Below are 25,821 nucleotides of genomic sequence, written 5' to 3'. Positions count from 1 at the left end.
AGCATAAATATAATTTGTAAGTCTATATAATTTCAGAAAATTTAAACACTTACTTCATTTAAATTTCATAATTAGACAAATTTTTAAAAAGATTTAAGTAAGAGTTTTTTCAATAATGGAGATAATAAACTAGGAAGATGTTCTACACCTTCAACAAATATAGAATACTGACCATAGATATTATGAATCGTTTGTTCTATATCTTCTGTTATTGGCTCCTGACTTAAAAATACATTAAAGACTTCAATACCGTATTTTCTTGCATTTTCCACTGCTTCATAAGTATCTATAATACCATCTTGACTGTAATTATATGCAGAAGGTTCCCCATCTGAAAAGACAATTAAAAATCGTTGGTTATGACTGCGTCGAATCAGTCTATCGCTAGCAACGCGTATGGCTACACCATCACGATTATCATCTTGTGGTTCTAGTGCCATAATACGAGGACCATCTTTTTTCATTGTAGAATAGTCATAATGAATGATTTCATCAAAAATATTGGGTTGCTTAGAATCATCAGAGTCGAAAGCATCCTCATTAAATGCAAGTATCTCATGTTTAACATTTAATTCTCGTAATGTTTCATGGAAAAGTACAACGCCTTTTATCGTTTCATCCATTTTGTCATGCATGCTTGCAGAAGCATCAATTAATAAAGTGAACGTTGCATCAAACGATTGACTTAAGTCCTGTTTTTTATAAAATAATTTGTATTGATCATCTATAAACCAATTAATTAAGTCTTTTTGTAGTCGACCTTTAGTTAAATTATGACGTTCATCTTGATGTTCTCTTTCGATTGTCTTTTTAATAATTTTAATTAAATCTTTAATTTCAAATTGAACATCATGTTTAACGTCTTCATATAATTGAAGATATTCAGGTAAAATATCAGGGACTTTCCACTCAATTTCGACATTTTGATTGATACCTTCTAATGCGAATGCACTATTTTGTCCAATAAACCCGCCTTCTTCACGGTCTAATGTATTTTGTGATCCTTTCCCTTTTTTGGTCATCATGTCTGTCATATCATCAGACGAGTCGCCTTCTCTAGCAGTATCATTATCTGCCATAACATCACTATTTTCACCTTCATGAAGTTCCATTTCTAAATAAGCGCCACCTTCAGATTGACTGTCTGCAGATTTAGTTTCAGCTTCTGCCGTAACTGCATCAGTATCTTCTTGTGTTTGATCATGACCATCAGTATTTGCTGCATCTGTACGTTTCAAATCTTCGAATGTTTCAGCTTGAATATCTTCGTATAAATTTTTAGGAATATAATAATATTCGTTTAACATATCTTCTTTCAATAAATCGTCAACTTGATATAATATACGTTCTGCTAAATACATATTGTCTTCTGAAGATTCGTTTTGGAAAAAATTAGGTAAATATTGATACATATTTACTAATACATCATCGAATTTAGGGTGAATTGATGGAATATCAAAGAAGTTTTGATTTATAAAAGCATGTTCTAAATATAAAAATAATAAGTCTGTATAAAGTGTTTTTGTTTTGTATACATTAATTTGTGATTCAGTAAATGTGAGTCTAGTTTTCAATCGTAAATCAATATATTTTGCTGTGCTTGGTCGCATAGTTTTGATTTCATTAAAAATGCGCATATCTTCCAATAATTTGAATAATTGTTGGAAAAATTTAGGATGATTAAATTCATCGTTATGAAGTACTTCGTTAGTAATATCTACATCCATCATATAATATCCATAAGCAGCTAACATAACATCCGTTTTTAGACCTGCTTCTTCAACAGGCTTTGAGCGGTGTGACCAAAACCAACTGGTAATTAGTGTATTGTTAAATGGATTATAAAAAGGGAATTTTTGAATTTTGACTTGCGTTTGTTCATTTTTTAAAAGTAAACGAGCTAAGTCTTGCAACATCATAACCTGTTTAGCATCTAATTGTTCATCATTAAATTTTATGAAACGGTCGCTCATAATAATCCCTCTCTAAAAGTTTAGTTCTATTGCGTTAATAATTGCTTGTTGTTCTCTTTCGTCTTCTAGTTTATCAATGATGGTACGTTTGATAGCACGTTCAATTGGCATTACTGTTATTAAATCACTTAAATCAATGAGGGCACGAATACTGGCTGCTTCTTCAGAAATTTGACCCTGTTTTGACATCGTGCGTAGATCTTCATTGAACTTAATAATTTGTTTGATGATGGCATCATCTTGTAAACGACTTTGCTCTTTAATAACGTTGCTAAGAATGTCTCCATCAATATAATCAACTTGGATAACTACGAAACGGTTTTTAAGTGCTTCGTTCATCGGTAATGTACCGACATAGCCTTCATTAATTGCTGCAATAACGTTGAATCCAGGTTTAGCTTGAATCACTTCACCTGTAAATGGATTCGTAATTCGACGACGATAGTCTAATACACCATTAAGAATTGGTAATGTTTCGGGTTTAGCCATGTTAATTTCATCAATATATAGAATATGGCCTTCTTTCATTGCTTTGATTACTGGTCCATCTATAAATACTATTTCTTGATGACCTTGTTCGTTAGTTTTAATTGTTTTAAAGCCTAATAAACTTTCAGCATCTAAATCAACTGAACAGTTAACTTGATACATTGGTGTATCTACAACTTCACTTAATGTTTCGGCAAGTTTAGTTTTACCAGAACCTGTAGGCCCTTTTAATAATATATTTTTATTTAAATCAAATAGTGCTTTCGCATCGTTAAATACGGAAATATCTGAGTTTTTATATTGTGATTGTGCCATTATTTGCATGCTCCTTTTTAATATGAAAAAGACTAAGACATGTGGGTTGTACTTTCCAATTGTCTTAGTCTTGTTGACTATTGTTTTATCTACTTTTAGTAAAGTTAACTTAAGATTTTTATGAAATTAAACTTCTTTAAAGTATGTTTTATAATAGCCACCAACTAAACCAGAATTATCAATGATTTGATAATATTCTTCTGTTTCATTTATTACATCATATTGCTTACCAACAGTTAACATATCAGATACAGTGAATTTTTTAGCATCTGTATTTGTAACCTCAACTTTTTTAATAGGTGTGCGTTCTTTCCATGTTTCATGTAACATTTATTGTTCCCTACCTTTATGAATATTTAAGTTATTTATCTAGTGTGTATATAAATGAAATACCACTATTTTCAGTGATTCTTAATGATTCGGAATCATCTTGTTGTAATGTCTGATATGGAATGCCAATATCTTCTAAAGTTTGTTTCGCATTTTCAAAATCAGATTTACTATTTGTTGAAAATTCAACCTGTTCTATCATTTCATTATCTTGATTAGTAATGTCACTCTCTGCTTCATACAAATGAAGCTCACCTCCAAGTCCACCTTCACCAATTTTAAATACTTGAATGGCCTGAGTAGCTTCTTCAGAAGGAAGATATTCAGCAAATATATGTAAACCAAATACTTTATTAAGAATTGAAGCTGTAATAGATAATTCATTAACTTTAAGAATAACAGGACCTAAGCCTTGAATTTGATGTAATGGGTTCACAGTACTATCAAATGATGGCATACCTAAAGGGACACCTGTATTATGTTCGTTAGAATAGATATCAAACAATTGTTGGTTATGATCCTCAAAGTTAAAGTGCATATTACCATTGAGTTCAGTAATTGAGCTAAAAGATATTTGATGTTGATTTAATATATCTTGATATTCATCCAAACCAGAATCTGACGGTGTTCTTAAACCTACACTATCTATATGTGAGTTTTGATAGTCATTGTTTGGAACTTCAACAAAGTGTATACGTGTTCCTGGATTTAAATCAGCATCGCCAAATCTTAATGCGTTGTCGCCTTTCTCAGATGAATTTAAACCTAATATATTTTCGAATAATTCTTTCGTTTTAGATAAGTCACTTGTACCTAACGTGACGCTTCTAATTCCGCTCATCTACTGACACCCCTAATCATTTATCTTTACTCTATTATTATAACGTATTTTAACCGTGATTTATATGATGAACTCTAAGAGAAAATGACTTGAAACGTATATAAATTTCAAAATTCTCACCATGTGTAAAGTGGTTTGTAATTAATTTTTCATATTTGAACAAAAATTCATTTTGGTATTATCGAGAAAGTATATTAAAATGTAAATATAGAGATTAGTGAAGGAGGCATATCATATGTCCAGTATGTGGATTATATTTGCAATTACTGTATTAATTGCTGTTTATTCAGGTATACAAGTTTTTACAAATTTACAAAATAAACAAAAACCAAGTTTTAAATATTTTCTAATTGCTTTTGTTGTGTTTCTTATTTTAGCAATTATTGAAGTCTTCATGCTTTATTAAAATATAATTATAAAACGTCCTAATCTTTGAATGATGTTAATAGCGACATAGTAAGCTATGCTTTTAACAGTTAAATTCAAACAGTATTAGGACGTTTTTTTATTTACTTATTGAATTAATACAAATTTCCATACGATTTATTAAATATCGTTGATACCTTTTTCAGGATTCATTTTCATTTTATTAGTAAGTTGTTTTAAAAGCCAACCTCCAATTGCACCATAAATAGATACTTAAGGGTTAGATAAAATTGTCCAATCAATTGTCATGTACATACCTCAATTATATTATTAGTTTTTATATTAAAAATTATGTATTTATATAAAGTATTTATGACGAGACTCCTGAGGGAGCAGCGCCAGTCGAAGACCAAGTGAGACGGCACCCTAGGAAAGCGAAGTCATATAATACGAAGTATTGGATATAAAAATAGCAGTAAGGTGATTTCATTTTATAAGTCACCTTACTGCTATTTTGTTTCAAACTAATTTTAAGATATAAATCTTAAAATTAAGATTCTAATAATAAATCTTCAGGATTTTCAATTAATTCTTTAATTGTTTTTAGGAATCCTACTGCTTCTTTACCATCGATGATTCTGTGGTCATAACTTAAAGCAATGTACATCATTGGACGATTTTCAATTGTATCTTTATCGATTGCAATTGGACGTGTAATGATTGAGTGCATACCTAAAATTGCAGCTTGGCTACCATTAATAATTGGTGTACTCATCATTGAACCGAAGATACCACCATTAGTAATAGTAAATGAACCGTTAACCATATCGTCTAAGCCTAATTTTTTGTCGCGTGCTTTAACAGCTAAGTTTGCGATTTCTTCTTCGATTTCAGCGAAGTTTTTCTTATCACAATCTCTTACGAATGGTACTAGTAATCCATCTTCAGTAGAAACGGCAATACCAATATCATAGTATTGTTTAGTAATCATGTCTTCGCCATCAATTTCAGCGTTAACTTCAGGATATTTTTTAAGTGCAGCTACTGTAGCTTTAGTGAAGAATGACATGAAACCTAATTTAGTACCATCGTGATCTTTAATGAATTGTTCTTTCTTACGTTTACGTAAATCCATAACGTTAGTCATATCAACTTCATTGAAAGTTGTTAACATTGCTGTGTTATTAGATACTTCTAATAATTTTTTAGCAGCTGTTTTCTTTCTACGTGACATTTTTTCACGAATAACTGGTTTAGATGGTTTGTCGCTTGATTTTTTAGCTTCATTACCAGAAGGTTTGTTATCACTTTGTGATGATTGTTGTTGGTTTTGATTGTTATTAATATCTTCTTTTCTTACAACGTCGTTTGATTTTCCAGCCACTTCGTTTAAGTCAACGCCATTTGCACGTGCATGACGACGCGCTGAAGGTGTTGCTTTAACAAATTGGTTATTAGATGAATCATCTTGTGATTGATCAGATGATTGATTATTATCATTTGATTGTTGAGTTGTTTCTTTAGCTTGTTGATCGTCTTTATTAGTTTCATCATTATTTTGTGGAGTTTGATTGTCTGATGAACCACTTGAAGCATTACCACTTCCTTCACCAACAACTGCGATAGCTTGACCTACTTCAACTGTGTCGCCTTCGTTAGCAAGTTGTTCTGATAATACACCTGCTTCTTCTGATACAACTTCTACGTTAACTTTATCTGTTTCTAATTCAAGAATAGCTTCACCTTTATCTACGCTATCTCCAACATTTTTTAACCATTCTGCAATGGTACCTTCTGTAATTGATTCTGCTAATTCTGGAACTTTAACCTCTGGCATTTTATTTTTCCCCCTATTTATTTAGTAATGCTACTTTCAATAATATTATTTTGAACAAGTTTGTGGATTTCACCGTCACCTTCAGCTGGTGCTGCCCTTTGGATTCTTCCATGATAACTTAAATTATATTTATCGCCAACAAGTGATTTAAGGTATGGATAAACGAATAACCATGCACCTTGGTTTTTAGGTTCTTCTTGTACCCAAGACACTGTCTCAAGGTTTGGTAATTCATCGAAAATAGCTTTAATTTCATCTTCTGGGAATGGATATAATCTTTCGACAGCTACAAGTAATACAGACTCATCTGGATTTTTAGCTAAATATTCTTTTAAGTCTATAAATACTTTACCTGACGCTAAAATAACTTTTTTCACTTTATTTGCATCATATTCTTCAGCAAGAACTGGTTGGAAACCACCAGATGTAAACTCATTAATTGGTTTAGCCACTGTTTTATTACGTAATAAACTTTTAGGTGACATTACAATCAATGGTCTCATTTCTTCAGAATCTAAACTTGCTGCTTGTGCACGTAATAAATGGAAGTAGTTACTTGCACTTGATAAATTAACTACAGTACTGTTATTTTCAGCTGCAAGTTGTAAAAATCTTTCAAGACGTGCTGATGAATGTTCTGGACCTTGTCCTTCATAAGAATGTGGTAAGAACAATGTTAAACCTGAACGTTCGCCCCATTTTGCACGTGCGCTTGATAAGAAGTTATCAAACATCATTTGAGCCATGTTTGAGAAGTCCCCGTATTGTGCTTCCCAAATATTAAAGCTACCTTTATTTTCAACATTATAACCATATTCGAAACCTACAACTGCTGCTTCTGATAATGGTGAATTATGAATGTCGAATGTCGCTTTTTGGTCAGGTACATGATGTAACGGAGTATATGTGTCCCCATTTTCTTCATCGTGTAGTACCGCATGACGGTGACTGAATGTACCTCTTTCACTATCTTGACCAGTTAATCGAATTGACGTTCCATCTTGTAAAATTGTAGCAAAAGCAAGTTGTTCAGCTTGAGCCCAATCAACTAAGCCATCTTCTTTTTCAAATGGTTCTCTACGTTTTTCAAGAACTTTATTTAGTTTTTTCAGAACGTTGAAACCTTCAGGATAAGTTAACATTGCATCATTGATTTCTTTTAAGTGATCGAATGAGAATTCTTTATCATCACTTTGCAATGGTTGTTGTAATGCCTCAGGTTTTTCCATATCTGGATTATCCATTTTATCTGATTTGTCGATTTTGTCATGCGCTGCACGCATTTCTTTTTGAACGTTATCAATGATTTGATTCATTTCGTCTTCACTGATAATGCCTTCTTCGACTAATTTCTTACCATAAACAAGTTCTACAGAATCATGCTTGCGGATATTGTGATATGGTAATGGATTTGTGATAGATGGTTCATCCATTTCATTATGTCCATAACGTCTGTAACCAACTAAATCAATTACGACATCTTTGTGGAATTCTTTACGGAATTCCATTGCAATATCAATCGCTTCGATTGTTGCTTCTACGTCATCAGCATTAACATGTAAAATTGGCACGTCATAGCCTTTTGCAACGTCAGTAGAATATGTTGTTGAGCGACCATCTGTTGGTTCAGTAGTGAAACCAATTCTATTATTTGTAACGATGTGCAATGAACCACCTGTAGAATAACCTTCAAGATCTCCTAAGTTCATTGTTTCAAAGTTAATACCTTGACCTGGATATGCAGCATCACCATGAATAATAATTGGCATCGCTCTATGGAAGTCAGTTTGTGGTGCACCGGCTTGTTGAGTATTATCTTGGGCAGCACGCGTACGACCTTCAACAACGGGTGCTACAATTTCCAAATGACTTGGATTATTTGCTAGAGCAATTCGTTGTTCAATACCGTATGAGTCAGTTGTTTTAATACCGCCTAAGTGATATTTAACATCGCCTGTCCAACCAGCTGTTAGTTCTAAACTACCGTCTTCTGGTAAGAACTTCATTGGATCAGTATGCATGAATTCTGAAATCATCATTTCATAAGGTTTTTCTAAAACGTGAGTCAATACATTTAATCGACCACGGTGTGCCATACCAATTTGAATATTAGTAATACCTTCTTCACCAGCACGAGTGATTGTTTGTTGTAACATTGGAACTAACGTATCAACACCTTCGATTGAAAAACGTTTAGCACCTACAAAGTTTTTGTGTAGATATTTTTCGAATCCTTCTACATGAGCTAATTTGTTAAATAATTCTGTTTTTTGTTGATTATTTAATGTAGCTTTGTAAGGTGTTTCGATACGGCGTTTTAACCATACACGCTCTTTATTATTATTAATATGCGTGTATTCAAACGCAATTGGTCCTTTGTATCTTTTTTCCATACGAACAATGGCTTCATAAGCATTATCGTAAATATCAGTAAAATGTTCTGATACGATTCCAGCTGAAATGTTTTCCAAAGTGGCTTGGTCTAAATCGAAATCTTCTATTTCTAATTTAGGAATATGTTTACGCTCTGGAGGATTGACTGGATAAATATCTGCTTTTAAATGTCCGTATTGTCTAATATTATCGATTAATCTCATGACACGTTTAATTGTGCTGTCACCAGATTGTGAACCACCGCCATTTGCGGCTGGTTTAGCCTCGATATGAGCTTCCCCTGTTTGAATTGTACTAAATAGGACTTGTAAATCTTCGGGTACTGATGAAGGATCTTGTAGATAATCATCATATAAATCTAGCATTAACCCTAGATTTGCGCCGAAGTTTACAGGTGCCTCTGTAACTTCTCTCTTGTCCTTTGTCATATTACACCCTCCACAAAAATGTTGAAACGCTTACAACACAATAATAGCATTATTTCAAATTTTGTTAAAGTGGATTTACCTATTATTGTAAAAAAACAGAACCAAGATAATTTTGGTTCTGAATTAATTGAAATATATGAATTGATTGGGTGAACGGTTGCTTAATATACATTTTGAATTTAAATAGTTAAATATAAGAATCAATGATATAAAGTCAACGTTTAATGATTTGTTTTTAGAAGATAATTCTAAAGGTTGTAAATTGATTGACTTCACTTTCGACTTGAATGAATCCACCATTTAATTGAACAATTTTATCAGCAATTGATAAGCCTAAGCCATTACCACCTTGACTACGTGCACGTGATTTATCAACACGGTAGAAACGGTCGAATATAAATTCTAAATCTTGTTTAGGAATACCAAGACCATGGTCAGTGATTTCAATACTCGTTTGTTTATTTTTTAATTGAGTGCGTATTTGGATATATTTATTTTCATTATCATATTTCATCGCATTATCAATAAAAATTAAAATGAGTTGCTCAAATTGATGTCGATTCATTTGAAGTTTAATCGGTTTCTCATCTAAATCGATATCGAAAGTATAATCAGGATGTAATTGTTTTAAAGATTTAACTCTAGATAATATTTCAGAATTAATATCTACAAGTTCTTCTTGAGATTGTCCGCTATTTACATTATCTTTTGTTAATAAAAGTAATTCTTCTACAAGTTTAGTAATACGATTCATTTCTTCAAGTGAAATATTAAGAGATTCTTCTAATACTGCAGGATCTTTTTTCCCCCATCTTTGAATCAAGTTTAAATGACCTTGGATAATTTGTAGTGGCGTTCTAAGTTCATGAGACGCATCTTCCACAAATTGACGTTGCTGTTTAAAAGATTCTTCAATATGAAACATCATTTCATTAAATGTGCATATTAGATTATCTGTTTCTTCGTAATTGGTAGTTAGTTCTAGTTTGTTTTGGAAGCCATCACGTCGAATTTGATTCATCTTATTAGACATTGTGACAATTGGTTTTGTAATTTGAGATGAGAAAATGTAACTCACCATAGCTGTGACAAATGTCGCAATTAAACCAAATGCTATTGCAACAATATATAAAGATTGAACAAGATGTTCATAACTTTCTAATGAATGAACCAATATACTATAACCATCGAACTTTTTGGAATGAATGCGTTCGGTGATGACTAAGTAGTCAACGCCTTTATAATTAACGACTTTTACACGTTCTGGATGTGATAGTCCTACATTTGAAGGTATTGTAGGTAAATTTTCACTAGTTGTTTGAAGTAATTTTTTACCTTTATCATCAAAAATAGACACTTCTTGAAAATTCTCTAGTGACGCGTTTAAGTCTAGTGCAGATATATCTTCTGGTGGCTTAGAGTGTAATAAATTGATAATGTCATTGGAACTTTTCTCTGCTTCATCTAATTCACTATTATGTAGTGCTTCTTTCAGAAAAAAGATGATGATTAAACAAAATAGAACAATTGTGACAAACGTAATTAAAGTTGTAATTAACATCCATTTGTATTTGAGTTTTCGTTGTTTCATCATCGTATCACGTACCCAACACCGCGAACGGTTTCAATCACTTTATCTTTACCAAAAGGTTTGAGTTTATTTCTTAAATACCTGATATAAACATCTACTACATTGGTTTCAACTTCAGAATTATAACCCCAAACATGATCTAATATTTGTTCACGTTGTAATACGTGATTTCTATTTTCTGCCAGGATATAAAATAAATCATATTCAGTTTTAGTTAAGTCGAGTTGTGTACCATCAACTGTTACTTCGAATGCTTCTTTATCTAAAACAATACCATTAATATTAATAGTATCCTTTTGAGGTTGGCGTCGCAGAATTGCTCTAATACGAGCAAGTAATTCTTCAATATCAAATGGTTTAACAATATAATCATCGGCGCCATAATCCAGTCCAGCGACTTTATCATAAGTATCACTTTTAGCTGTAATAATAATTATAGGTATGGTTTGTTCTTGACGAATTTGTCTACATATCTCAAGTCCATTAATGTTTGGTAACATCAAATCTAAGATAATAAGATCATATGTTTTATTTAGTGCTTTTTCGAGACCAGTGGCACCATCATTTTCAATATCAACTTGATAATTTTCATGTGTTAATTCAAGTTCGATAAACCGAGCTAAATTTTGTTCATCTTCTACTAATAAAATATTTGTCATTTTTGCACCTCTTAATATGACTATATATGTTTGAAATAAATATTTTGTATGTTATAAATATGTATCATAAATTAATAAATATGTAAAAGTTAATGTGATTATTTTTGTTTATGTCAAAGTGACCTCATTTCAATGTCTTTTGTTATTAAGTAAAATATAAAAGTATTGTTTATACATCCTACTTTAAAACGTAATAATCTTAGGTAAATTGAAAGAGTTCAACGCATTATTATGTATTGTCATAACGAGTTATGTTGTTAACTAAATTTTATCATACTTTCAATGGTGTTATTATCAGTATTGAGAACTATTTTTGTAGGGATATTTAACCAAAAATGCTTTGGTTGAGGGATTTCTTAATCCTTTTAATAATAAATCATAAAATTTTCAGTATTCTAATTGACAACGATTCTCAGTCGTGTATAATAATAATTAAAATGATTATCAATACCAAAAAGAACTTTCCCCCCACATATATTTCGTTCTTATGTATTGGTCATTTTCATAATCCCCTTTTATATGCCCGTAAAAGACTAACGTTGGAGACGACGTTCAAATAAAGTAGTAAACCTTTAGACACTTGAGGTTTACTACTTTTTTTACTCCCTCTTACGAATTGATTCGTTAGAGGGAGTTATGCATGAGGAAAGCTCATGCGAACCTAGAAACCTTACGAATTGATTCGTTAGAGGGAGTTATGCATGAGGAAACTCATGCGAACTGAGAAAACTTACGAATTGATTCATTAGAGGGAGTTATGCATGAGAAAAGCTCATGCGAACCGAAGACCCTACGAATTTATTCGTTAGAGGGAGTTATGCATGAGTAAGGCTCATGCGAACCTAGAAACCTTACGAATTTATTCGTTAGAGGGAGTTATGCATGAGGAAAGCTCATGCGAACCGAAGAGTTATTAGAATTCAATCGTTAGAGAATTCTGTAAAAGTTGATTATAATTGATAATGTATTTCAATTAATTGATACGATAAATCTATTGGAGGGATTTTTAAGTGTTTATTGCACAAGTTACTTTTTCTACATCAGATGAATCTGCAAAAGAAGTTTTATTAAAAAAAGCCGAAAATGCGAAATCTGATTTTGAAGGATTCGAAGGTTTAATTGATGCTGAAGTATGGAAAAATGAAACAAAATCAAAAATAGAATATTCTATTGTATCAAAATGGGATGAGAAAAAATCATTCCAAAATTGGGTGTCCAGACCAAGTCATGTTGAAGAACATAAAAAAATGAGAAAAGAAGAAAAAGAGCAACAAGACAGTCTCAAAAATAAAATAGAAAAAACTCTAAAACAGTATGAACTTTTTGATTAAAATCTATAGTGAATGATATTAAAAAAAAAAGCATTAAGATGACTTTGATTTCAATCATCTTAATGCTCTATTCTTTATGATATTAATATATTACATTGAAAAGTTAGCTAATGTAGTTATCCATTCCTGATGTCCATTAATCATAGGATAAGTGTTGTCACTAGCCATGTCTTTCGCTGGTTTACCAATTTGTGATTCTTGAGTTAAAATTCTTAGTCTGTTATGGGATAATTTTTCAATAAGCCAAGCATGATAAACATCTAAGAATTCATCACCTGTTGCATTATTCCAGCCATGCCATGCGATTCTTGCAATATTATCTTCAACCATACATTCTTCAACTTCAGCTTCTATATCAAAACCGAATGTTTTAAATTTAAAACGTGTATTTTGTTTTAAAACTGGAGAATCTTGATTATACATATAAATATCGCTACTATTTGAATAGTAATTTTCCCATTTAGAAGTGTTTAATAAACTCTCTATAACATTATCAAATGATAAATCTTTAACGATGATTTCATTTGAAGCAAAATTATCTGTTGTACCTGGTAACCATTTTTCTGGCCATTTAATTTCATTTAACATTTAAGTCATTCCTTCCCAATTGATTTTAATTAATAGTAGCATTACATATTTAACTTGAGAAGAACGCACTTTAATGTAAGATAGTATCCAAAAGGTAAGTATGGATTAATAGATACTAACTATCTGTTGGCTTAACAATATAATCTCCCATAAACTCCTCTCCCCAATTACACATTTCATTTAAAATATGTTCCAATGTTTTTCCGTAGTCTGTCATATAATATTCTGTTTTAGGAGGTACTTCTGGGTAAATGACCTTTTCAATGAACCCTTCTTTTTGTAGTTCTTTAAGCTGTTGACTTAACATTTTTGGAGAAGCTTGAGGTAGTAATCGTTGGATTTCATTAAAACGTAAAGTATTATTTAGGAGGTACCACAATATAATAGGTTTATATTTTCCACCAATTAAACTAATTACTGCTTCTACTGGACAGTTATATGTTTTATGTGTCATCTTTTCGCTCCTTTCTTAGTTATATACATATATAGAAAAATGAGAGGAATATATCTAATGTTAATTTAGATATATGCCCCTCTAAGTAAAATAGTATCTCTTCAAATTTAAGTGCTTTATAATTTATTGTTTAAGATCAATGTTGATAAAACAATACTAAAGGCTCCGCCTATAATACCAGCGATAATGTCTGTTGGATAATGTACGCCTAAGTATACACGAGATGTTGACACCATTAATGTTAGTGAGGCTGCTAAGCCAATAAGTACGCCTTTAGATAAACCTGAATCAGTTCTATTAAGAATATAAATGATACTACCAAAATAAGAAGTAGATCCCATTGCATGACCGCTTGGGAAACTAAAACCAGTAATATCGATTAAACGTAATAACGTTGGTCTTTCTCTATCAAAGATGTTTTTTAATACAGGGTTTAAAATACTAGATAAACTCATCACAATTACAAAAAAGAGTGTTTCTATTCTTAAACGTTTTAACATTAAATAAGCGATTAGTATTAAAGATAAACATACCATTGCCCAAACTTCACCGAGTTTTGTTGCACCTAACATAATAGATGTAGTGATGAAGCTTTCTGAGGCATAAATGAACTCATATACTTCATTATCAATCCACTTACCTAATCGAGATTCGTGAAAGAATGCAATGATACCGAATATCAAAGTAAAAATGATAAGTAATGAAATTCGTTTTAATCGACTCATTGCAATATTCCCCCTATTGATTCAAAGCATCTTTGATAATTTTATCGTATATATCTTCTTTAGTGTAACTTTCTTTGTAAGTTTGCATTTGTTTAATGATGTCATCACGGTTAGATTCGATATGGTTAAGTTCTTGTATCAATCTTACTTGTGTAAGTTCATCTTCAGGAATAGCTCGACCATAACCTTTAGTTTCGAAGTTTTTCGCATTATCTATTTGATCACCACGGGATTGATCTAAACCTAAAGGAATTAATAACATTGGTATTCTTAATGTTAAAAATTCATATATTGCATTTGAACCTGCACGACTGACAACAGTATCAGTAATAGCTAATAAATCAGTTAAATCATCTTTAACAAATTCAAACTGTATATATCCCTCTTTATTTATTGAATTATCTACTAATCCTTTACCTGTAAGATGAATAACTTGATATTGTTGTAATAAAGCTTCTAAATTTTCTCTTATAGCGTCATTTAATTTTTTACTTCCTAAACTACCACCCATAACAAGTAACACTTTTTTGTCTTGTTTAAAATCAGTTAATTGGTAACCACGTTGTTTATCACCTTGTTTTAAATCTTCACGTACTGTTGCGCCAACAAAGTCTGCTTTGTCTTTAGGTAAGTAATTTAATGTATCTTCAAATGTTGTATAGATTTTTTTAGCAAATTTCAATGCAATTTTATTGGCTAAACCTGGTGTTAAATCTGACTCATGAATGATTGTAGGAATTTTTAAAGAACGAGCTGCAATCACTACTGGTACAGAAACAAACCCACCTTTAGAAAATAATAAATCTGGCTTTTGTTTTTTTAGAATTTTGCGAGCATCTAAAACACCTTTTAAAACTTTAAAGATGTCTTTAGCATTATCAAATGATAAATAGCGTCGTAATTTACCACTAGAAATTGGATAATATGGAATATTTGGTAATTGAGATTCAATCATTTCCCTTTCTATTCCAGATTTTGATCCAATATAAAAAGCTTCATCGCCTTTGTCTGTTGCAGTTGGAATCAGACTTAAGTTAACTGAAACGTGTCCAACTGTTCCTCCACCTGTAAATGCGATTTTAGTCATAAATATAACCTCTATTCTTATATGTTTTTATAATATGCGTAAAATGGTGCACCGCGATCGAAAGGATGATAATCAATTTCGGCTTCGCCCACTTTTGTAAAGCCAAATTTTTCGAATAATCCTTGAGCTGGTTTATTAAGTGCAAATGTATCAGTCAAAATGACATGAACACCGTGCTCTTCTGTCATATCTACTGCAAATTGGAATAATTCAGTAGCAGCACCTTTATAAGACTGAGAACCAGCTAAACGGTGTATCACATATGCCCCTTTACGATCAATAGGCCATTCTAGTTCATCATACCATTCTGATTGATTTTGGTCGATGACAATAAAACCATAAATTTCATTATCAACATCTAATACATAAAGTGTTTCAGATTCGATATCTTCTTCAAAATGTTCAGTGACAGGGTATTTGTCATCCCACTGATTATTGTTGAATTTCTCCATAATTTCTTTTGCTTCTTCTACTAAATTCTCAATACTTGAAAGATCATTTTTTGTTGCTAATCTAATCATAATCTAAAACACCTCTTTGTATTTATAGTTATAGGTTAAAAAGCTTTCATCATTTAATTCACATATTTTCATCTTTTTAAACTTATTTCAACTTCTTGATTAATTTATCTAAAACTGTGTCATTTTTATTAGATTTTTCGACTAATTTTAGAGTGAATTTATCATTTGTTTCTTTATCAAATTCACCTGTTACTTTTAAATTGTTGTCTTCTTGGAATTTCTTAATAGCCGATTCTAAGCTTGAATCAAATGTTTTAGATTCGTTATCAACTTTGAATCCTAATGCAGTTAACCCAATTTTCATTGTTTTAACATGCTTGCTTTCATCACCGATTTTATATGTTTTCTTATTAGGTATGACATTTAGAGATTGATATTTTGGAGTTTCTATTTTTACATCTGGTTGAATACCTTTACCATGAATATAATGGCCATCAGGTGTTAACCATTTCATTTCTGTATATTTCAATAGTGAACCATCATCAAATTCACGTGTTGTTTGAACAATACCTTTACCAAATGATTTAGAACCATAGACTTTAGCTTTGTGATAATCTTTGAGTGCGCCAGTGAATACTTCTGATGCACTTGCTGAACCTTCATTAATTAGGATTGAAACTTTCATGTCTTTAGCTTCTTTTAATGGGTCATTTTCTGTTTTAAGTTGTTGTTTGTCATCACCTTTTTGAAGTTGGACAACGGTTTTGTCTTTATCTATGAAAATATTTGCCATTTTCACAGCCTCATCTAATAACCCACCTGGATTGTTACGTAAATCTAAAACAATATCTCGTACACCTTGTTTGTGTGCTTTCTTGACAGCATTTTTAAGTTCGCCAGAAGTATTGTTTTGGAATTTATTAATTGTGATTACGCCAACATTATCTTTCTTCTCATATTCAACACTTTTAACATGAATAGTATCACGTTTAATTGAAATATCTTTTTCTACTGAGCCTCGTTTAATCGTTAAGACTACTTTTGTTCCTTTTTTACCTCTAACCATTTTGACGACTTCATCTAGTGGCTTATTCTTTATTGATTTATGATTAACTTTTGTAACAACATCTTTCGGTTTGATCCCTGCTTTTTCCGCTGGGGAGCCTTTCATAGGGCTAGTAATACTAATTTGATCGTTTTTCTTTTGCATTTCAGCGCCTATACCGACAAAATCACCGGACACACCTTCATTGAATGATTTCGTTTGTTCTTTAGTCATATATTCTGAATAAGGATCTTTTAATTCTTTAACCATACCGTCTATAGCTGCTTGTGATAGTTTGTCAGATTTTTGTTTTTTATAATAATCTTTATTTAAAGTTTTATACACATATTCAATCTTATGTAAATTTGCACGTTGTTCCTTATTTAAACCACTCATTTGATGACTAATTAGTATTGTTGCTGCAACGGTAATAGCCGCAGTTATAACGATAATACCAATTAGTAATGTAATCAGTTGCCATAATTTAAGATTAATTTGTTTTTTTGGTTTATCTTTCTTCTTATTTTGTATTGAATTTTGTTGCTCATCTGTCGTTTGATCGTCTTTATTATTAGTCACATAATCACTCCTTTTAAAAATGGCGACAATTCAATTTGATGTCTTTGAGTGAAACATCTTTATGATAACTTTATCTTTATTTTAAATTCAATTTAATACATTTAATCATTTGCTTTCAAAATGATACTTACAGTATGTATGGATTATTCTTCAAAATCAACTGAAATATAACATGATAAAGTTAAAAAGAATTTAAAATAAGCCTGTAACAAAATTCTATTGTCACAGGCGATAAATACATAATTATTAAAATTTAAGCCATTCAGTATATTCTTCATATAAATCATCGAAGACTGACATAGATAGAGTAAAATCACCATGAGTTTCGATATATTCAGATAGTTCGTTGAAATCATTCTCATGGCGTGGGAATGCTAAATCTTCAAATATTTGTTCAGCCAATTTCCCTTTATCATCTTTTCTACCTCTAACTGTCATAGCGAACTGATAAAATGAATAATTTTTCATTAGTTCATTGTCACATCAATGACTTTTGTTTCACCTTTAACTGCTGCTTGAACATCATCAAAATGAATTGATGCTGCTTGATCAGAATTAGTAATAATTACAGGAGAAATAACTGATTTTGCATTATTTTTAATGTATTCAACATCGAATTTGATAATTGGATCTCCAACTTTAACATTGTCACCACTATCTACTAATACTTCAAAACCTTCACCGTCTAATTGAACAGTATCTAATCCGATATGAACTAATAATTCAAGTCCATTTTCAGCTTTTAGACCAATAGCATGTTTTGTAGGGAAAACATTATCTACTGTACCTTCGATTGGTGATACCACAGTACCCTCTGTTGGGTTAATACCAAATCCTTCGCCCATCATTTTCTGAGCAAATACTGGGTCTGGAATGTCTTCGATTTTAACGTATTCACCTGATAATGGTGAATAAACTTGAATATTTTTATCTACTTCTTTACTTTTACCGAATAATTTTTTAAACATTTTGTTCCACTCCTATTTCTCAAAGTGTTGTATTAAGTCACCGTAACCTAATTCTTCTAATTTGTCATATGGTATAAATTGAATTGATGCTGAATTGATACAATATCTTAAACCGCCTTTATCTTTAGGGCCATCGTTAAATACATGTCCTAAATGACTATTTGCATCTTCAGAACGTACTTCGGTTCTAACCATACCAAACGTTTTATCTACTAGCTCGATAATTTCTTCATCGTCGATTGCTTTCGAAAAGCTAGGCCAACCACAATCAGATTCGAATTTCTCTTCTGAAGTGAATAATGGTTTGCCAGACAATTTATCGACATATATACCTTTTTCAAAATGATTCCAATATTCATTTTGAAATGGAGGTTCTGTCCCATTTTCTTGTGTAACAAGATACTCCATATCATTTAGTTCATCTTTATTCTTCTTAATCATGTTGAGACCCCCAATGTGATTCTATAAATGCTTTTCTGCCTGAACCTCGTTGATATTGTTCGTAATGTTCAGGATTTTTCTTATAGTAATCTTGATGATAGTCTTCTGCAGGATAGAAGTTTTTATATGGTTTAACTGGAGTAATAACAGGTTTCTTAAAAATACCTTGTTCATCAATTTGTTGTTTCTTCAGTATTGCAGCTTTACGTTGTTCTTCGTCATGGTAAAAAATGATAGGTTGATAACTTTCACCACGGTCGAAAAACTGACCCCCATCGTCTGTAGGATCAAATGTTTTGAAGTAAACATCTAAAATATTTTCAAATGAAGTTATTTCAGGATCATAGGTAATTTGCACAGCTTCTACATGACCAGTTTGATTAGTACATACTTGCTCATAAGTAGGATTTTCTACATGGCCACCACTATATCCAGAAACAACTGATTTAATACCAGGATATGATGTGAATGGTTTTACCATACACCAAAAACAACCTCCAGCTAACGTTGCATAAGCCATTTGATTGCCTCCTTCCTATTTTGTTAATAATTTACGATATTATATTAAAGAAATAAAGATAAACGCTCAAAAGTTTATAAATATCTATATATTGGATTAGTTTTCGCGAACAACAACCAATCCAATAGCGCCTTTACCTGTATGTGTTGAAATGACAGGTGTTGTAACATTTACATCATAATTATGGAAATTAAAAGCTTCTGTAAATGTATTTTTAACTTTATCTACAAAATCCATGGCATTTGCGTGAGTAATACCTACTGATTTAAGTTTATGATTTTCAATGAATTCAGAAATTTCTTTTTTTAAATAATTGATACTAGTGTTTTGTGTTCGAGCGTTGTGAACGAGTTCCAATTTACCATCATTGAGCGTACCTATAGGTTTGATTTTCATGATATTACCTATAAGTCCTTTAGTTTTACTTATACGTCCACCTTTAATTAATTGATTTAATTGGCCAATTACTACAAATAACTTAGTGTTGTCTTGCAACTTTTTAACACTATCAACAATATCAGATGTTGACGTACCTTCTTCGATAAGTTCAACGATATGTTTAATTTGATAAGCTAGACCGTTAGAAATAGATTTGGAATCAATTACAGTGACATTAGCATCTACCATTTGACTAGCTTGGTAAGCTGTATTATACATACCGCTTAAACCAGAAGATAAATGTATGCTAATAATTTCTACATCATCTTTCCCAAGTTTTTCATAAACGTTAATTATTTCACCGATAGAAGCCTGACTTGTTTTAACATCAGCATCTTGTTCTAAATAGTCAATATATTCCGAAGATGTAATGTCAACTTGGTCAACATAAGATTTACCATTAATTGTAAGATTTAATGGGATGACATGGATTGCGTTTTCTTTTAAATAACTTTGAGGTAAATCTGAAGTAGAATCTGTAACGATAACTTGCTTAACCATAAATAGTCCCCCTATGATTTTTTCCTTATTAAATGTAAAAATGTATGTGGAATAGTATTTTTTTCGTCTAGTTCGCCTTCAACTGAGGACTCAACTTCCCAATCTTCAAAAGTATAACGAGGAAAGAAAGTATCTCCTTGAAACTTACCATTAACCACAGTTATATACATATCGTCTACTTTATCAATCATTTCTTCAAACAAAGTTTGGCCACCGAATATAAACACATGACCTGTTAAATCTTTTATTTCTTCAAAAGAGTGAATAACGTCCACACCTTCAGGATGAAATGACTTATTATTAGTCAAAACAACGTTACGTCTATTAGGTAAAGGTTTGCCTATAGATTCATATGTTTTTCTTCCCATAACTAATGTATGACCTGTAGATAATTGTTTAACATGTTTAAGATCATTAGGAAGATGCCATGGTAATTGATTTTGATAACCTATGACTCTTTGTTGATCATGTGCGACTAAAATAGATAATGTCATTTCATTGTCCTCCTTGATATGTGGGCATTAGTGTATCGATTTCATAAATTAAATGTAACATAAATTGAATACAATTCGTTACTATTAGGTAGTATTTAAGGAAGTTTTCTAAAGATAAATTTGAAAATTTGTAAAATACTTATCAATATTAAGATTAATTTAAAAATTATACTGCAATTGGTGCCTTGATAGCTGGATGAGACTCATAGTTAATTAATTCTATGTCTTCATAGTCGATATCAAAAATAGATTTATCTGAGTTAATTTTGATTTGAGGTGGATTGAAACTATCACGAGAAAGTTGTTCTTGTACAGCATCCATATGATTTGAATAAATATGTGCATCACCAAAAGTATGGACAAATTCCCCAACCTCTAAACCGCATTCTTTAGCTATTAAATGAGTAAGTAAGGCATAGCTTGCAATATTAAATGGAACACCTAAAAAGATATCTGCACTACGTTGATATAATTGACAACTTAATTTTCCATCTTGTACATAGAATTGGAACATCGTATGACACGGAGGTAATGCCATTGTATCGATTTCAGTTGGGTTCCACGCTGAAACGATATGACGGCGTGAATTAGGATTTTGTTTAATTTGCTCGATAACAGTTTTAAGTTGATCAAAATGGTTGCCATCTTTATCTTCCCAATCTCTCCATTGTTTACCGTATACATTTCCTAAATCACCATATTTTTGTGCGAACGTATCATCAGTTAAAATTTTCTCTTTGAATTTCTTCATTTCAACTTTATATAATTCGTTAAAATCACTATCTTGTAATGAACGATGGCCAAAATTTGTCATATCTGGACCATGATAATCATTAGAATTAACATAATTTTCAAAAGCCCATTCATTCCAAATATTATTATTGTATTTTAATAAATATTGGATATTTGTATCCCCTTTGATAAACCATAATAATTCTGTAGCTACAAGTTTAAACGAAACTTTCTTAGTCGTTAATAAAGGAAAGCCTTTGGATAAATCAAATCTTAGTTGATGACCAAATTTTGAAATTGTGCCTGTATGTGTACGATCATCTCGTTGATTTCCAATGTCTAAGATTTCTTCACAAAGACCGTGATATGCTGCGTCGAATGAATTGAACATGGTTGTATACATCCTTTCTATATTTTATGTAATGAAGTGGAATCCTATTATCTTTCAATAGTCACATTAATATTATTATACTTGTAATTAGACGCATAAAAAAGTATGAAACAAGATATTTGATAAAATTAATGAAGGGTCAATCTTTCTTATTAATAAAAAAGCGATACAGGACACTCAAATTAATATGAGCCTCCCGTATCACTCTAATCAGCATTATTTTGTTTCACAATAATCGTCGAATGCATCTTTTAAATCCATTGCGATATCGTTAATATCTCTACCTTCGATATGTTCTCTAGGCATGAAATGAACTAGATTTTGTCCTTTAAATAATGCGAATGAAGGACTTGAAGGTACTTGTTGAATATATTCACGCATTGTTTCAGTAGCTTCTTTATCTTGTCCTGCAAAGACAGTTACTTTATGAGTTGGTTTAGCTTCATTTTGTTCAGCAACTGCTACTGCTGCTGGGCGTGCTAAACCTGCTGCACAACCACAAGTAGAATTAATAACAACAAATGTTGTATCGTCTTCATTTACATTATTCATATATTGATTTACTGATTCACTAGATTCTAAACTTTCAAACTGATGATCTGTAAGTTCAGAACGCATTTGTTGTGCAAGTTCTTTCATATATTGATCATAGGCATTCATAATTTTATGCTCCTTTTAGTAATTATTAGGATTTATTTCTATTAGCGATTTGTTTCCAAACTGATCCTAGGGCTTCATCCCCATTTTCTATTCTAGAAATGGCCATTTCAATTTGTAATTTAACTTCATACGCTGGATCATTAGCATGTGCTTTTAAGCTATCTAGCTGTTGCTCGTTTCCTTCATCAAAAATAAACATAGCAGCTCTCCAACGAACGATTTTTTGAGGGTCATCTAGTGCTTTTTCCATTTCTGGAAGTGCTTCTTTATAACCTAAGTCACTTAAACAATCCCCTGCAGTTCGTCGTACGGCAGGACTCTTATCGTGTAACCCTTTATAAATATAAGGTAAAATGTCTTTATCCTCAACCATACCTAGTAAAACTACAGCCTCACGACGAAGCGGAATCTTTTCCTCATTTAATGCATAATCTAATAAAGGAATATCGTCAAAAGTCGGCGTTGGAAATGCTTTAAGCATACGTAATTTTTCTTTCCAATCAGAAGCTTGTTGAAATTCAGCTAATGTTACATGTTTATAATGACTTTCGGGGATAACAATATCTGTTTCTAGTGCTTCGTTAACTAATTGTTCTATTCTTGACGCTGGGTATAACGCTAATATTTCTTCATAAACGTCATCCATGACTTCATCTATGTCGCCATATCGTATGCCTAAATTTTCCCATTTTCTTAGAAAAACGACATTATCATTATCTTTTTGAGCTTTTAGCATATTGTCTACATAAAACTCTGGCAATTGTTTACGTTTTTCATCTTGCTGAGTTGATAATTTAATTTGATATGGTATACCCTTAAACATTAATGCTTCTGCCTTAATCTCGCCATAATGTTCATCTGGTTGATACTCTTGATTCTCATTTTTTTCATTATTTAGAGTAGATGTAATTAATGGCAAAACATTCTCCCAATCGGCTTTAGGTTGTTTATCTATAGCTAGAAAATCCATAACATGGAAAATAGACTTAACACCTTCAAGATTTAATAAATCATTAATAAATTGAGGTTGTTGTTCGTTTACCTCAGTATAAGTATTTGATTTATTATCTTGCCTCTTTTCAGATAGAACAATTTTCATAGTATTAGGACTCGGTGTAGGTTCTACACGTAAAATTTCCATAAATGTGTCCCTCCATGAAATTTAATTTAATTATTGGTTGAATTTATCTTCAATTTGAGGAATAAGTGTATTCCAATCAGCTTGATCCTCTTTATCTACAGAGATGAAATCCATAACGTAAAAAATAGATTTCACACCGTCGATGTCGAATAATGCATTGATGAATTCAGGTTGCCCTTCTTGAGCTTCTGTATAAGTATTTGATTTCATATCTTCACGTGATTCATTTAAAGTGATTTTCATAGTGTTGTGGTTTGGTGTTTCTGAAATTGAAACAATTTCCATATTAACTACCTCCTATTGAAGTTCGTTTCCAATTTGTTTGATTTGTTTACCAATTGAACATTCATTGATACAAAAATGATGTGCCTGCGTCTTATTTTCAGTCTTTCTTATATGCGACTTTAATGGACATTGATGACAATACGTAGTCAATAATTGATCAATTCGATTTATAGCTTGTTGTTCGGAATAAGTAAGTATATTCTCAACTCCCTTTAGCTATAGCGTTTATTATGTCGCAAATAAAGAGATACATTTAGTTTTTAATACTACCTCAATCATTCACATGTAAACATTATAGCATTTATTATGGATGGATTAACAATAATCAATTTGCTATTAAGAACCACAAATTTAATTAACGTTACGTATTGCATTAGTAACATTTTTCAAGTAAAATGGTTAAGTTATTTTAGCGGTTTCTAAACACCCGCATTAACAAAATTTAGGAGGAAAAGTATATGTATAATGAAATTTTTGGAATAGCTACGTTTTTAGTAACGTTTATTTTAATGGTAGTGATGTATCGATTGTTTGGTAAACATGGTTTAATAGCTTGGGTAGCAATTGGTACAATTATTGCTAATATTCAAGTCATCAAAACTGTAGAAATATTTGGTATTTCAGCTACTTTAGGTAATGTCATGTTTGCGTCTATTTATTTGGCTACTGATATATTGAATGATATTTATGGAAGAAAGGTAGCTAAACGCGCAGTGTGGTTAGGATTTTCTTCAACATTAGTTATGATTATTGTCATGCAAATGTCATTACATTTCATCCCTGCTCCAGAAGACACAGCTCAAAGCGCATTTCATGCCATTTTTGATGTCGTACCACGAATTGCATTAGGTTCAATCGTTGCATATATTATCGGACAACATATAGATGTGTTTATCTTCTCACTAATTAAAAAAATATTTAGTTCTGATAAAACATTTATTATAAGAGCATATGGTAGTACTGTAATTAGTTCTATCATTGATACTGCCCTTTTCGTATCTATCGCATTTATCGGAAGTTTACCTGGTATGGCAGTATTTGAAATATTCATAACAACATATGTATTAAAACTTGTATCTACTATTTTCAATGTGCCATTTGGCTATATTGCGAAATCATTTTATCGTAAAGGTAAAATTAGTAAATTGGATGAAGGTTATTAATATATAGTGGCCACACGCTTTACTTAATTTATAATTGAGTTGAAGCGTGTTTTTTATTTATATAAATCCATAATTTGATGTTTTTAATTGAAGTATTTTTAAATTACTGTTCTTTTGATTAAAATAGATATTATGATTTAGATTGTAAGGAATTTTGATATAAGCAGGTGTGAAAATGGCAAAAATTAATTTTGACGCAGCGACAAAAGGTAATCCTGGAATGAGTACTTGTGCTATCGTCATTAAAGAAGATGATCAACATCATATTTTTACTCATGAATTAGGTGAAATGGATAATCATAGTGCTGAATGGGCAGCGTGCATTCATGCATTGGAACATGCAAGAGAACTAAAAGTAAGTAATGCCCTTCTATACACAGATTCGAAGTTGATAGCGGATAGTGTTGATGCGGGATATATTAAAAATGCTAAATTTAAACCCTATTTTGAACAATTAGAATTATTGGAAAGAGATTTTGAGTTATTGTTTGTAAAATGGGTTCCTAGAGAACAAAATAAAGAAGCTAACCAACATGCACAACAGGCTTTATTTAAATTGTTAAAGCGTAAATAGTAAAAAGAGGAGCACCGATT

At 31.4% G+C, this 25,821-nt stretch carries 30 protein-coding genes; 5 read left to right on the top strand and 25 right to left on the bottom strand.

Features of this window, described 5'->3' with window-relative positions:
- Positions 1–83: 83 nt before the first annotated feature.
- From LFT63_RS02145 to LFT63_RS02130, 4 genes are all read right to left on the bottom strand, one after another.
- Complete coding sequence (locus LFT63_RS02145) at positions 84–1,973, bottom strand: vWA domain-containing protein (protein ID WP_017636524.1); 1,890 nt, start codon at positions 1,971–1,973, stop codon at positions 84–86.
- A 12-nt stretch (positions 1,974–1,985) separates the two neighbouring features.
- Entirely contained in the window at positions 1,986–2,777 is a 792-nt protein-coding gene (locus LFT63_RS02140; protein WP_029055358.1) for an ATP-binding protein, read from the bottom strand.
- Between the two features lie 126 nt (positions 2,778–2,903).
- The gene (locus LFT63_RS02135) at positions 2,904–3,107 is read right to left on the bottom strand and encodes a DUF6501 family protein (protein ID WP_002451189.1); all 204 of its coding nucleotides are present in this window, start codon (positions 3,105–3,107) and stop codon (positions 2,904–2,906) included.
- 31 nt (positions 3,108–3,138) lie between these two features.
- Complete coding sequence (locus tag LFT63_RS02130) at positions 3,139–3,948, bottom strand: VOC family protein (RefSeq protein WP_029055357.1); 810 nt, start codon at positions 3,946–3,948, stop codon at positions 3,139–3,141.
- A 235-nt stretch (positions 3,949–4,183) separates the two neighbouring features.
- Between LFT63_RS02130 and LFT63_RS02125 the strand changes: the two genes are divergently transcribed.
- Positions 4,184–4,354, top strand: a complete 171-nt coding sequence (locus LFT63_RS02125; protein ID WP_029055356.1) for a hypothetical protein — start codon at positions 4,184–4,186, stop codon at positions 4,352–4,354.
- Between the two features lie 510 nt (positions 4,355–4,864).
- On the opposite strand, the gene sucB is transcribed toward LFT63_RS02125, so the two are convergent.
- On the bottom strand, positions 4,865–6,151 hold the full coding sequence (gene sucB / locus LFT63_RS02120; RefSeq protein ID WP_340767821.1) for a dihydrolipoyllysine-residue succinyltransferase: 1,287 nt from the start codon (positions 6,149–6,151) through the stop codon (positions 4,865–4,867).
- A 17-nt stretch (positions 6,152–6,168) separates the two neighbouring features.
- On the bottom strand, positions 6,169–8,973 hold the full coding sequence (locus LFT63_RS02115; protein WP_017638000.1) for a 2-oxoglutarate dehydrogenase E1 component: 2,805 nt from the start codon (positions 8,971–8,973) through the stop codon (positions 6,169–6,171).
- An 18-nt stretch (positions 8,974–8,991) separates the two neighbouring features.
- On the opposite strand from LFT63_RS02115, the gene LFT63_RS02110 reads away from it, so the two are divergent.
- Complete coding sequence (locus tag LFT63_RS02110) at positions 8,992–9,126, top strand: hypothetical protein (RefSeq protein WP_261764949.1); 135 nt, start codon at positions 8,992–8,994, stop codon at positions 9,124–9,126.
- Positions 9,127–9,208: 82 nt separating this feature from the next.
- On the opposite strand, the gene LFT63_RS02105 is transcribed toward LFT63_RS02110, so the two are convergent.
- Positions 9,209–10,567 carry a HAMP domain-containing sensor histidine kinase gene (locus LFT63_RS02105; RefSeq protein ID WP_340767820.1) on the bottom strand — a complete coding sequence of 453 codons (1,359 nt, stop codon included), beginning with the start codon at positions 10,565–10,567 and terminating at the stop codon, positions 9,209–9,211.
- A complete protein-coding gene (locus LFT63_RS02100; RefSeq protein ID WP_017638002.1) occupies positions 10,564–11,223 on the bottom strand; it encodes a response regulator transcription factor in 660 nt (219 codons plus the stop codon). The genes LFT63_RS02105 and LFT63_RS02100 overlap by 4 nt, the downstream gene beginning before the upstream one ends.
- 1,010 nt (positions 11,224–12,233) lie before the next feature.
- On the opposite strand from LFT63_RS02100, the gene LFT63_RS02095 reads away from it, so the two are divergent.
- On the top strand, positions 12,234–12,554 hold the full coding sequence (locus LFT63_RS02095; protein ID WP_017638004.1) for an antibiotic biosynthesis monooxygenase family protein: 321 nt from the start codon (positions 12,234–12,236) through the stop codon (positions 12,552–12,554).
- Between the two features lie 90 nt (positions 12,555–12,644).
- On the opposite strand, the gene LFT63_RS02090 is transcribed toward LFT63_RS02095, so the two are convergent.
- The 17 genes from LFT63_RS02090 to LFT63_RS02010 all read right to left on the bottom strand — a co-directional run bounded on the left by LFT63_RS02090 (position 12,645) and on the right by LFT63_RS02010 (position 24,262).
- Entirely contained in the window at positions 12,645–13,142 is a 498-nt protein-coding gene (locus LFT63_RS02090; protein ID WP_029055353.1) for a hypothetical protein, read from the bottom strand.
- Between the two features lie 115 nt (positions 13,143–13,257).
- Positions 13,258–13,596: a winged helix-turn-helix transcriptional regulator gene (locus LFT63_RS02085; protein WP_029055352.1), complete on the bottom strand. Its 339-nt coding sequence runs from the start codon at positions 13,594–13,596 to the stop codon at positions 13,258–13,260.
- A gap of 116 nt (positions 13,597–13,712) precedes the next feature.
- Complete coding sequence (locus LFT63_RS02080) at positions 13,713–14,321, bottom strand: phosphatase PAP2 family protein (RefSeq protein ID WP_340767819.1); 609 nt, start codon at positions 14,319–14,321, stop codon at positions 13,713–13,715.
- A 13-nt stretch (positions 14,322–14,334) separates the two neighbouring features.
- The gene (locus LFT63_RS02075; protein ID WP_046466679.1) at positions 14,335–15,408 is read right to left on the bottom strand and encodes an undecaprenyldiphospho-muramoylpentapeptide beta-N-acetylglucosaminyltransferase; all 1,074 of its coding nucleotides are present in this window, start codon (positions 15,406–15,408) and stop codon (positions 14,335–14,337) included.
- Between the two features lie 17 nt (positions 15,409–15,425).
- Positions 15,426–15,929, bottom strand: a complete 504-nt coding sequence (locus LFT63_RS02070) for a GNAT family N-acetyltransferase (RefSeq protein WP_017638009.1) — start codon at positions 15,927–15,929, stop codon at positions 15,426–15,428.
- Between the two features lie 82 nt (positions 15,930–16,011).
- Entirely contained in the window at positions 16,012–17,445 is a 1,434-nt protein-coding gene (locus LFT63_RS02065) for a S41 family peptidase (protein ID WP_225880641.1), read from the bottom strand.
- Between the two features lie 294 nt (positions 17,446–17,739).
- Positions 17,740–17,961 carry a YozE family protein gene (locus tag LFT63_RS02060; protein WP_017638011.1) on the bottom strand — a complete coding sequence of 74 codons (222 nt, stop codon included), beginning with the start codon at positions 17,959–17,961 and terminating at the stop codon, positions 17,740–17,742.
- Entirely contained in the window at positions 17,961–18,461 is a 501-nt protein-coding gene (locus LFT63_RS02055; protein WP_017638012.1) for a PTS sugar transporter subunit IIA, read from the bottom strand. The genes LFT63_RS02060 and LFT63_RS02055 overlap by 1 nt, the downstream gene beginning before the upstream one ends.
- Before the next feature lie 12 nt (positions 18,462–18,473).
- Positions 18,474–18,902, bottom strand: a complete 429-nt coding sequence (gene msrB / locus LFT63_RS02050; protein WP_017638013.1) for a peptide-methionine (R)-S-oxide reductase MsrB — start codon at positions 18,900–18,902, stop codon at positions 18,474–18,476.
- On the bottom strand, positions 18,895–19,422 hold the full coding sequence (msrA, locus tag LFT63_RS02045) for a peptide-methionine (S)-S-oxide reductase MsrA (RefSeq protein ID WP_017638014.1): 528 nt from the start codon (positions 19,420–19,422) through the stop codon (positions 18,895–18,897). Before msrA ends, msrB begins: the two co-directional genes overlap by 8 nt.
- Before the next feature lie 96 nt (positions 19,423–19,518).
- Entirely contained in the window at positions 19,519–20,361 is an 843-nt protein-coding gene (locus LFT63_RS02040; protein WP_017638015.1) for a DegV family protein, read from the bottom strand.
- Between the two features lie 11 nt (positions 20,362–20,372).
- On the bottom strand, positions 20,373–20,855 hold the full coding sequence (locus LFT63_RS02035; protein ID WP_017638016.1) for a dihydrofolate reductase: 483 nt from the start codon (positions 20,853–20,855) through the stop codon (positions 20,373–20,375).
- A gap of 166 nt (positions 20,856–21,021) precedes the next feature.
- A complete protein-coding gene (locus LFT63_RS02030; protein WP_017638017.1) occupies positions 21,022–21,978 on the bottom strand; it encodes a thymidylate synthase in 957 nt (318 codons plus the stop codon).
- A gap of 216 nt (positions 21,979–22,194) precedes the next feature.
- A complete protein-coding gene (gene brxA / locus LFT63_RS02025) occupies positions 22,195–22,638 on the bottom strand; it encodes a bacilliredoxin BrxA (protein ID WP_029055347.1) in 444 nt (147 codons plus the stop codon).
- A gap of 25 nt (positions 22,639–22,663) precedes the next feature.
- Positions 22,664–23,779 (bottom strand): conserved virulence factor C family protein, encoded by a 1,116-nt coding sequence (locus LFT63_RS02020; RefSeq protein WP_029055346.1) that lies wholly within the window; start codon positions 23,777–23,779, stop codon positions 22,664–22,666.
- 30 nt (positions 23,780–23,809) lie between these two features.
- Positions 23,810–24,064 carry a NifU N-terminal domain-containing protein gene (locus tag LFT63_RS02015; RefSeq protein ID WP_017638020.1) on the bottom strand — a complete coding sequence of 85 codons (255 nt, stop codon included), beginning with the start codon at positions 24,062–24,064 and terminating at the stop codon, positions 23,810–23,812.
- A 12-nt stretch (positions 24,065–24,076) separates the two neighbouring features.
- Complete coding sequence (locus LFT63_RS02010; RefSeq protein ID WP_081581220.1) at positions 24,077–24,262, bottom strand: zinc-finger domain-containing protein; 186 nt, start codon at positions 24,260–24,262, stop codon at positions 24,077–24,079.
- A 260-nt stretch (positions 24,263–24,522) separates the two neighbouring features.
- Between LFT63_RS02010 and LFT63_RS02005 the strand changes: the two genes are divergently transcribed.
- On the top strand, positions 24,523–25,227 hold the full coding sequence (locus LFT63_RS02005; protein ID WP_017638021.1) for a queuosine precursor transporter: 705 nt from the start codon (positions 24,523–24,525) through the stop codon (positions 25,225–25,227).
- A gap of 175 nt (positions 25,228–25,402) precedes the next feature.
- Positions 25,403–25,801, top strand: a complete 399-nt coding sequence (locus tag LFT63_RS02000; protein WP_029055345.1) for a ribonuclease HI family protein — start codon at positions 25,403–25,405, stop codon at positions 25,799–25,801.
- The last annotated feature ends 20 nt before the right edge of the window (positions 25,802–25,821 follow it).

The organism is Staphylococcus sp. FSL H8-0121 (assembly GCF_038008425.1).
Classification (GTDB): domain Bacteria; phylum Bacillota; class Bacilli; order Staphylococcales; family Staphylococcaceae; genus Staphylococcus; species Staphylococcus pasteuri.
Note: the sequence above shows the minus strand (reverse complement) of the source record. Positions and strands in the feature narration are given on the sequence as shown.

What these genes read in the sequence shown, in the direction of transcription:
- LFT63_RS02145 (WP_017636524.1), bottom strand. Translation starts at nt 1,973, where the DNA reads ATGAGCGACCGTTTCATAAAATTTAATGATGAACAATTAGATGCTAAA.
- LFT63_RS02140 (WP_029055358.1), bottom strand. Translation starts at nt 2,777, where the DNA reads ATGGCACAATCACAATATAAAAACTCAGATATTTCCGTATTTAACGAT.
- LFT63_RS02135 (WP_002451189.1), bottom strand. Translation starts at nt 3,107, where the DNA reads ATGTTACATGAAACATGGAAAGAACGCACACCTATTAAAAAAGTTGAG.
- LFT63_RS02130 (WP_029055357.1), bottom strand. Translation starts at nt 3,948, where the DNA reads ATGAGCGGAATTAGAAGCGTCACGTTAGGTACAAGTGACTTATCTAAA.
- LFT63_RS02125 (WP_029055356.1), top strand. Translation starts at nt 4,184, where the DNA reads ATGTCCAGTATGTGGATTATATTTGCAATTACTGTATTAATTGCTGTT.
- sucB (WP_340767821.1), bottom strand. Translation starts at nt 6,151, where the DNA reads ATGCCAGAGGTTAAAGTTCCAGAATTAGCAGAATCAATTACAGAAGGT.
- LFT63_RS02115 (WP_017638000.1), bottom strand. Translation starts at nt 8,973, where the DNA reads ATGACAAAGGACAAGAGAGAAGTTACAGAGGCACCTGTAAACTTCGGC.
- LFT63_RS02110 (WP_261764949.1), top strand. Translation starts at nt 8,992, where the DNA reads ATGTTGAAACGCTTACAACACAATAATAGCATTATTTCAAATTTTGTT.
- LFT63_RS02105 (WP_340767820.1), bottom strand. Translation starts at nt 10,567, where the DNA reads ATGATGAAACAACGAAAACTCAAATACAAATGGATGTTAATTACAACT.
- LFT63_RS02100 (WP_017638002.1), bottom strand. Translation starts at nt 11,223, where the DNA reads ATGACAAATATTTTATTAGTAGAAGATGAACAAAATTTAGCTCGGTTT.
- LFT63_RS02090 (WP_029055353.1), bottom strand. Translation starts at nt 13,142, where the DNA reads ATGTTAAATGAAATTAAATGGCCAGAAAAATGGTTACCAGGTACAACA.
- LFT63_RS02085 (WP_029055352.1), bottom strand. Translation starts at nt 13,596, where the DNA reads ATGACACATAAAACATATAACTGTCCAGTAGAAGCAGTAATTAGTTTA.
- LFT63_RS02080 (WP_340767819.1), bottom strand. Translation starts at nt 14,321, where the DNA reads ATGAGTCGATTAAAACGAATTTCATTACTTATCATTTTTACTTTGATA.
- LFT63_RS02075 (WP_046466679.1), bottom strand. Translation starts at nt 15,408, where the DNA reads ATGACTAAAATCGCATTTACAGGTGGAGGAACAGTTGGACACGTTTCA.
- LFT63_RS02070 (WP_017638009.1), bottom strand. Translation starts at nt 15,929, where the DNA reads ATGATTAGATTAGCAACAAAAAATGATCTTTCAAGTATTGAGAATTTA.
- LFT63_RS02060 (WP_017638011.1), bottom strand. Translation starts at nt 17,961, where the DNA reads ATGAAAAATTATTCATTTTATCAGTTCGCTATGACAGTTAGAGGTAGA.
- LFT63_RS02055 (WP_017638012.1), bottom strand. Translation starts at nt 18,461, where the DNA reads ATGTTTAAAAAATTATTCGGTAAAAGTAAAGAAGTAGATAAAAATATT.
- msrB (WP_017638013.1), bottom strand. Translation starts at nt 18,902, where the DNA reads ATGATTAAGAAGAATAAAGATGAACTAAATGATATGGAGTATCTTGTT.
- msrA (WP_017638014.1), bottom strand. Translation starts at nt 19,422, where the DNA reads ATGGCTTATGCAACGTTAGCTGGAGGTTGTTTTTGGTGTATGGTAAAA.
- LFT63_RS02040 (WP_017638015.1), bottom strand. Translation starts at nt 20,361, where the DNA reads ATGGTTAAGCAAGTTATCGTTACAGATTCTACTTCAGATTTACCTCAA.
- LFT63_RS02035 (WP_017638016.1), bottom strand. Translation starts at nt 20,855, where the DNA reads ATGACATTATCTATTTTAGTCGCACATGATCAACAAAGAGTCATAGGT.
- LFT63_RS02030 (WP_017638017.1), bottom strand. Translation starts at nt 21,978, where the DNA reads ATGTTCAATTCATTCGACGCAGCATATCACGGTCTTTGTGAAGAAATC.
- brxA (WP_029055347.1), bottom strand. Translation starts at nt 22,638, where the DNA reads ATGAATGCCTATGATCAATATATGAAAGAACTTGCACAACAAATGCGT.
- LFT63_RS02020 (WP_029055346.1), bottom strand. Translation starts at nt 23,779, where the DNA reads ATGGAAATTTTACGTGTAGAACCTACACCGAGTCCTAATACTATGAAA.
- LFT63_RS02015 (WP_017638020.1), bottom strand. Translation starts at nt 24,064, where the DNA reads ATGGAAATTGTTTCAATTTCAGAAACACCAAACCACAACACTATGAAA.
- LFT63_RS02005 (WP_017638021.1), top strand. Translation starts at nt 24,523, where the DNA reads ATGTATAATGAAATTTTTGGAATAGCTACGTTTTTAGTAACGTTTATT.
- LFT63_RS02000 (WP_029055345.1), top strand. Translation starts at nt 25,403, where the DNA reads ATGGCAAAAATTAATTTTGACGCAGCGACAAAAGGTAATCCTGGAATG.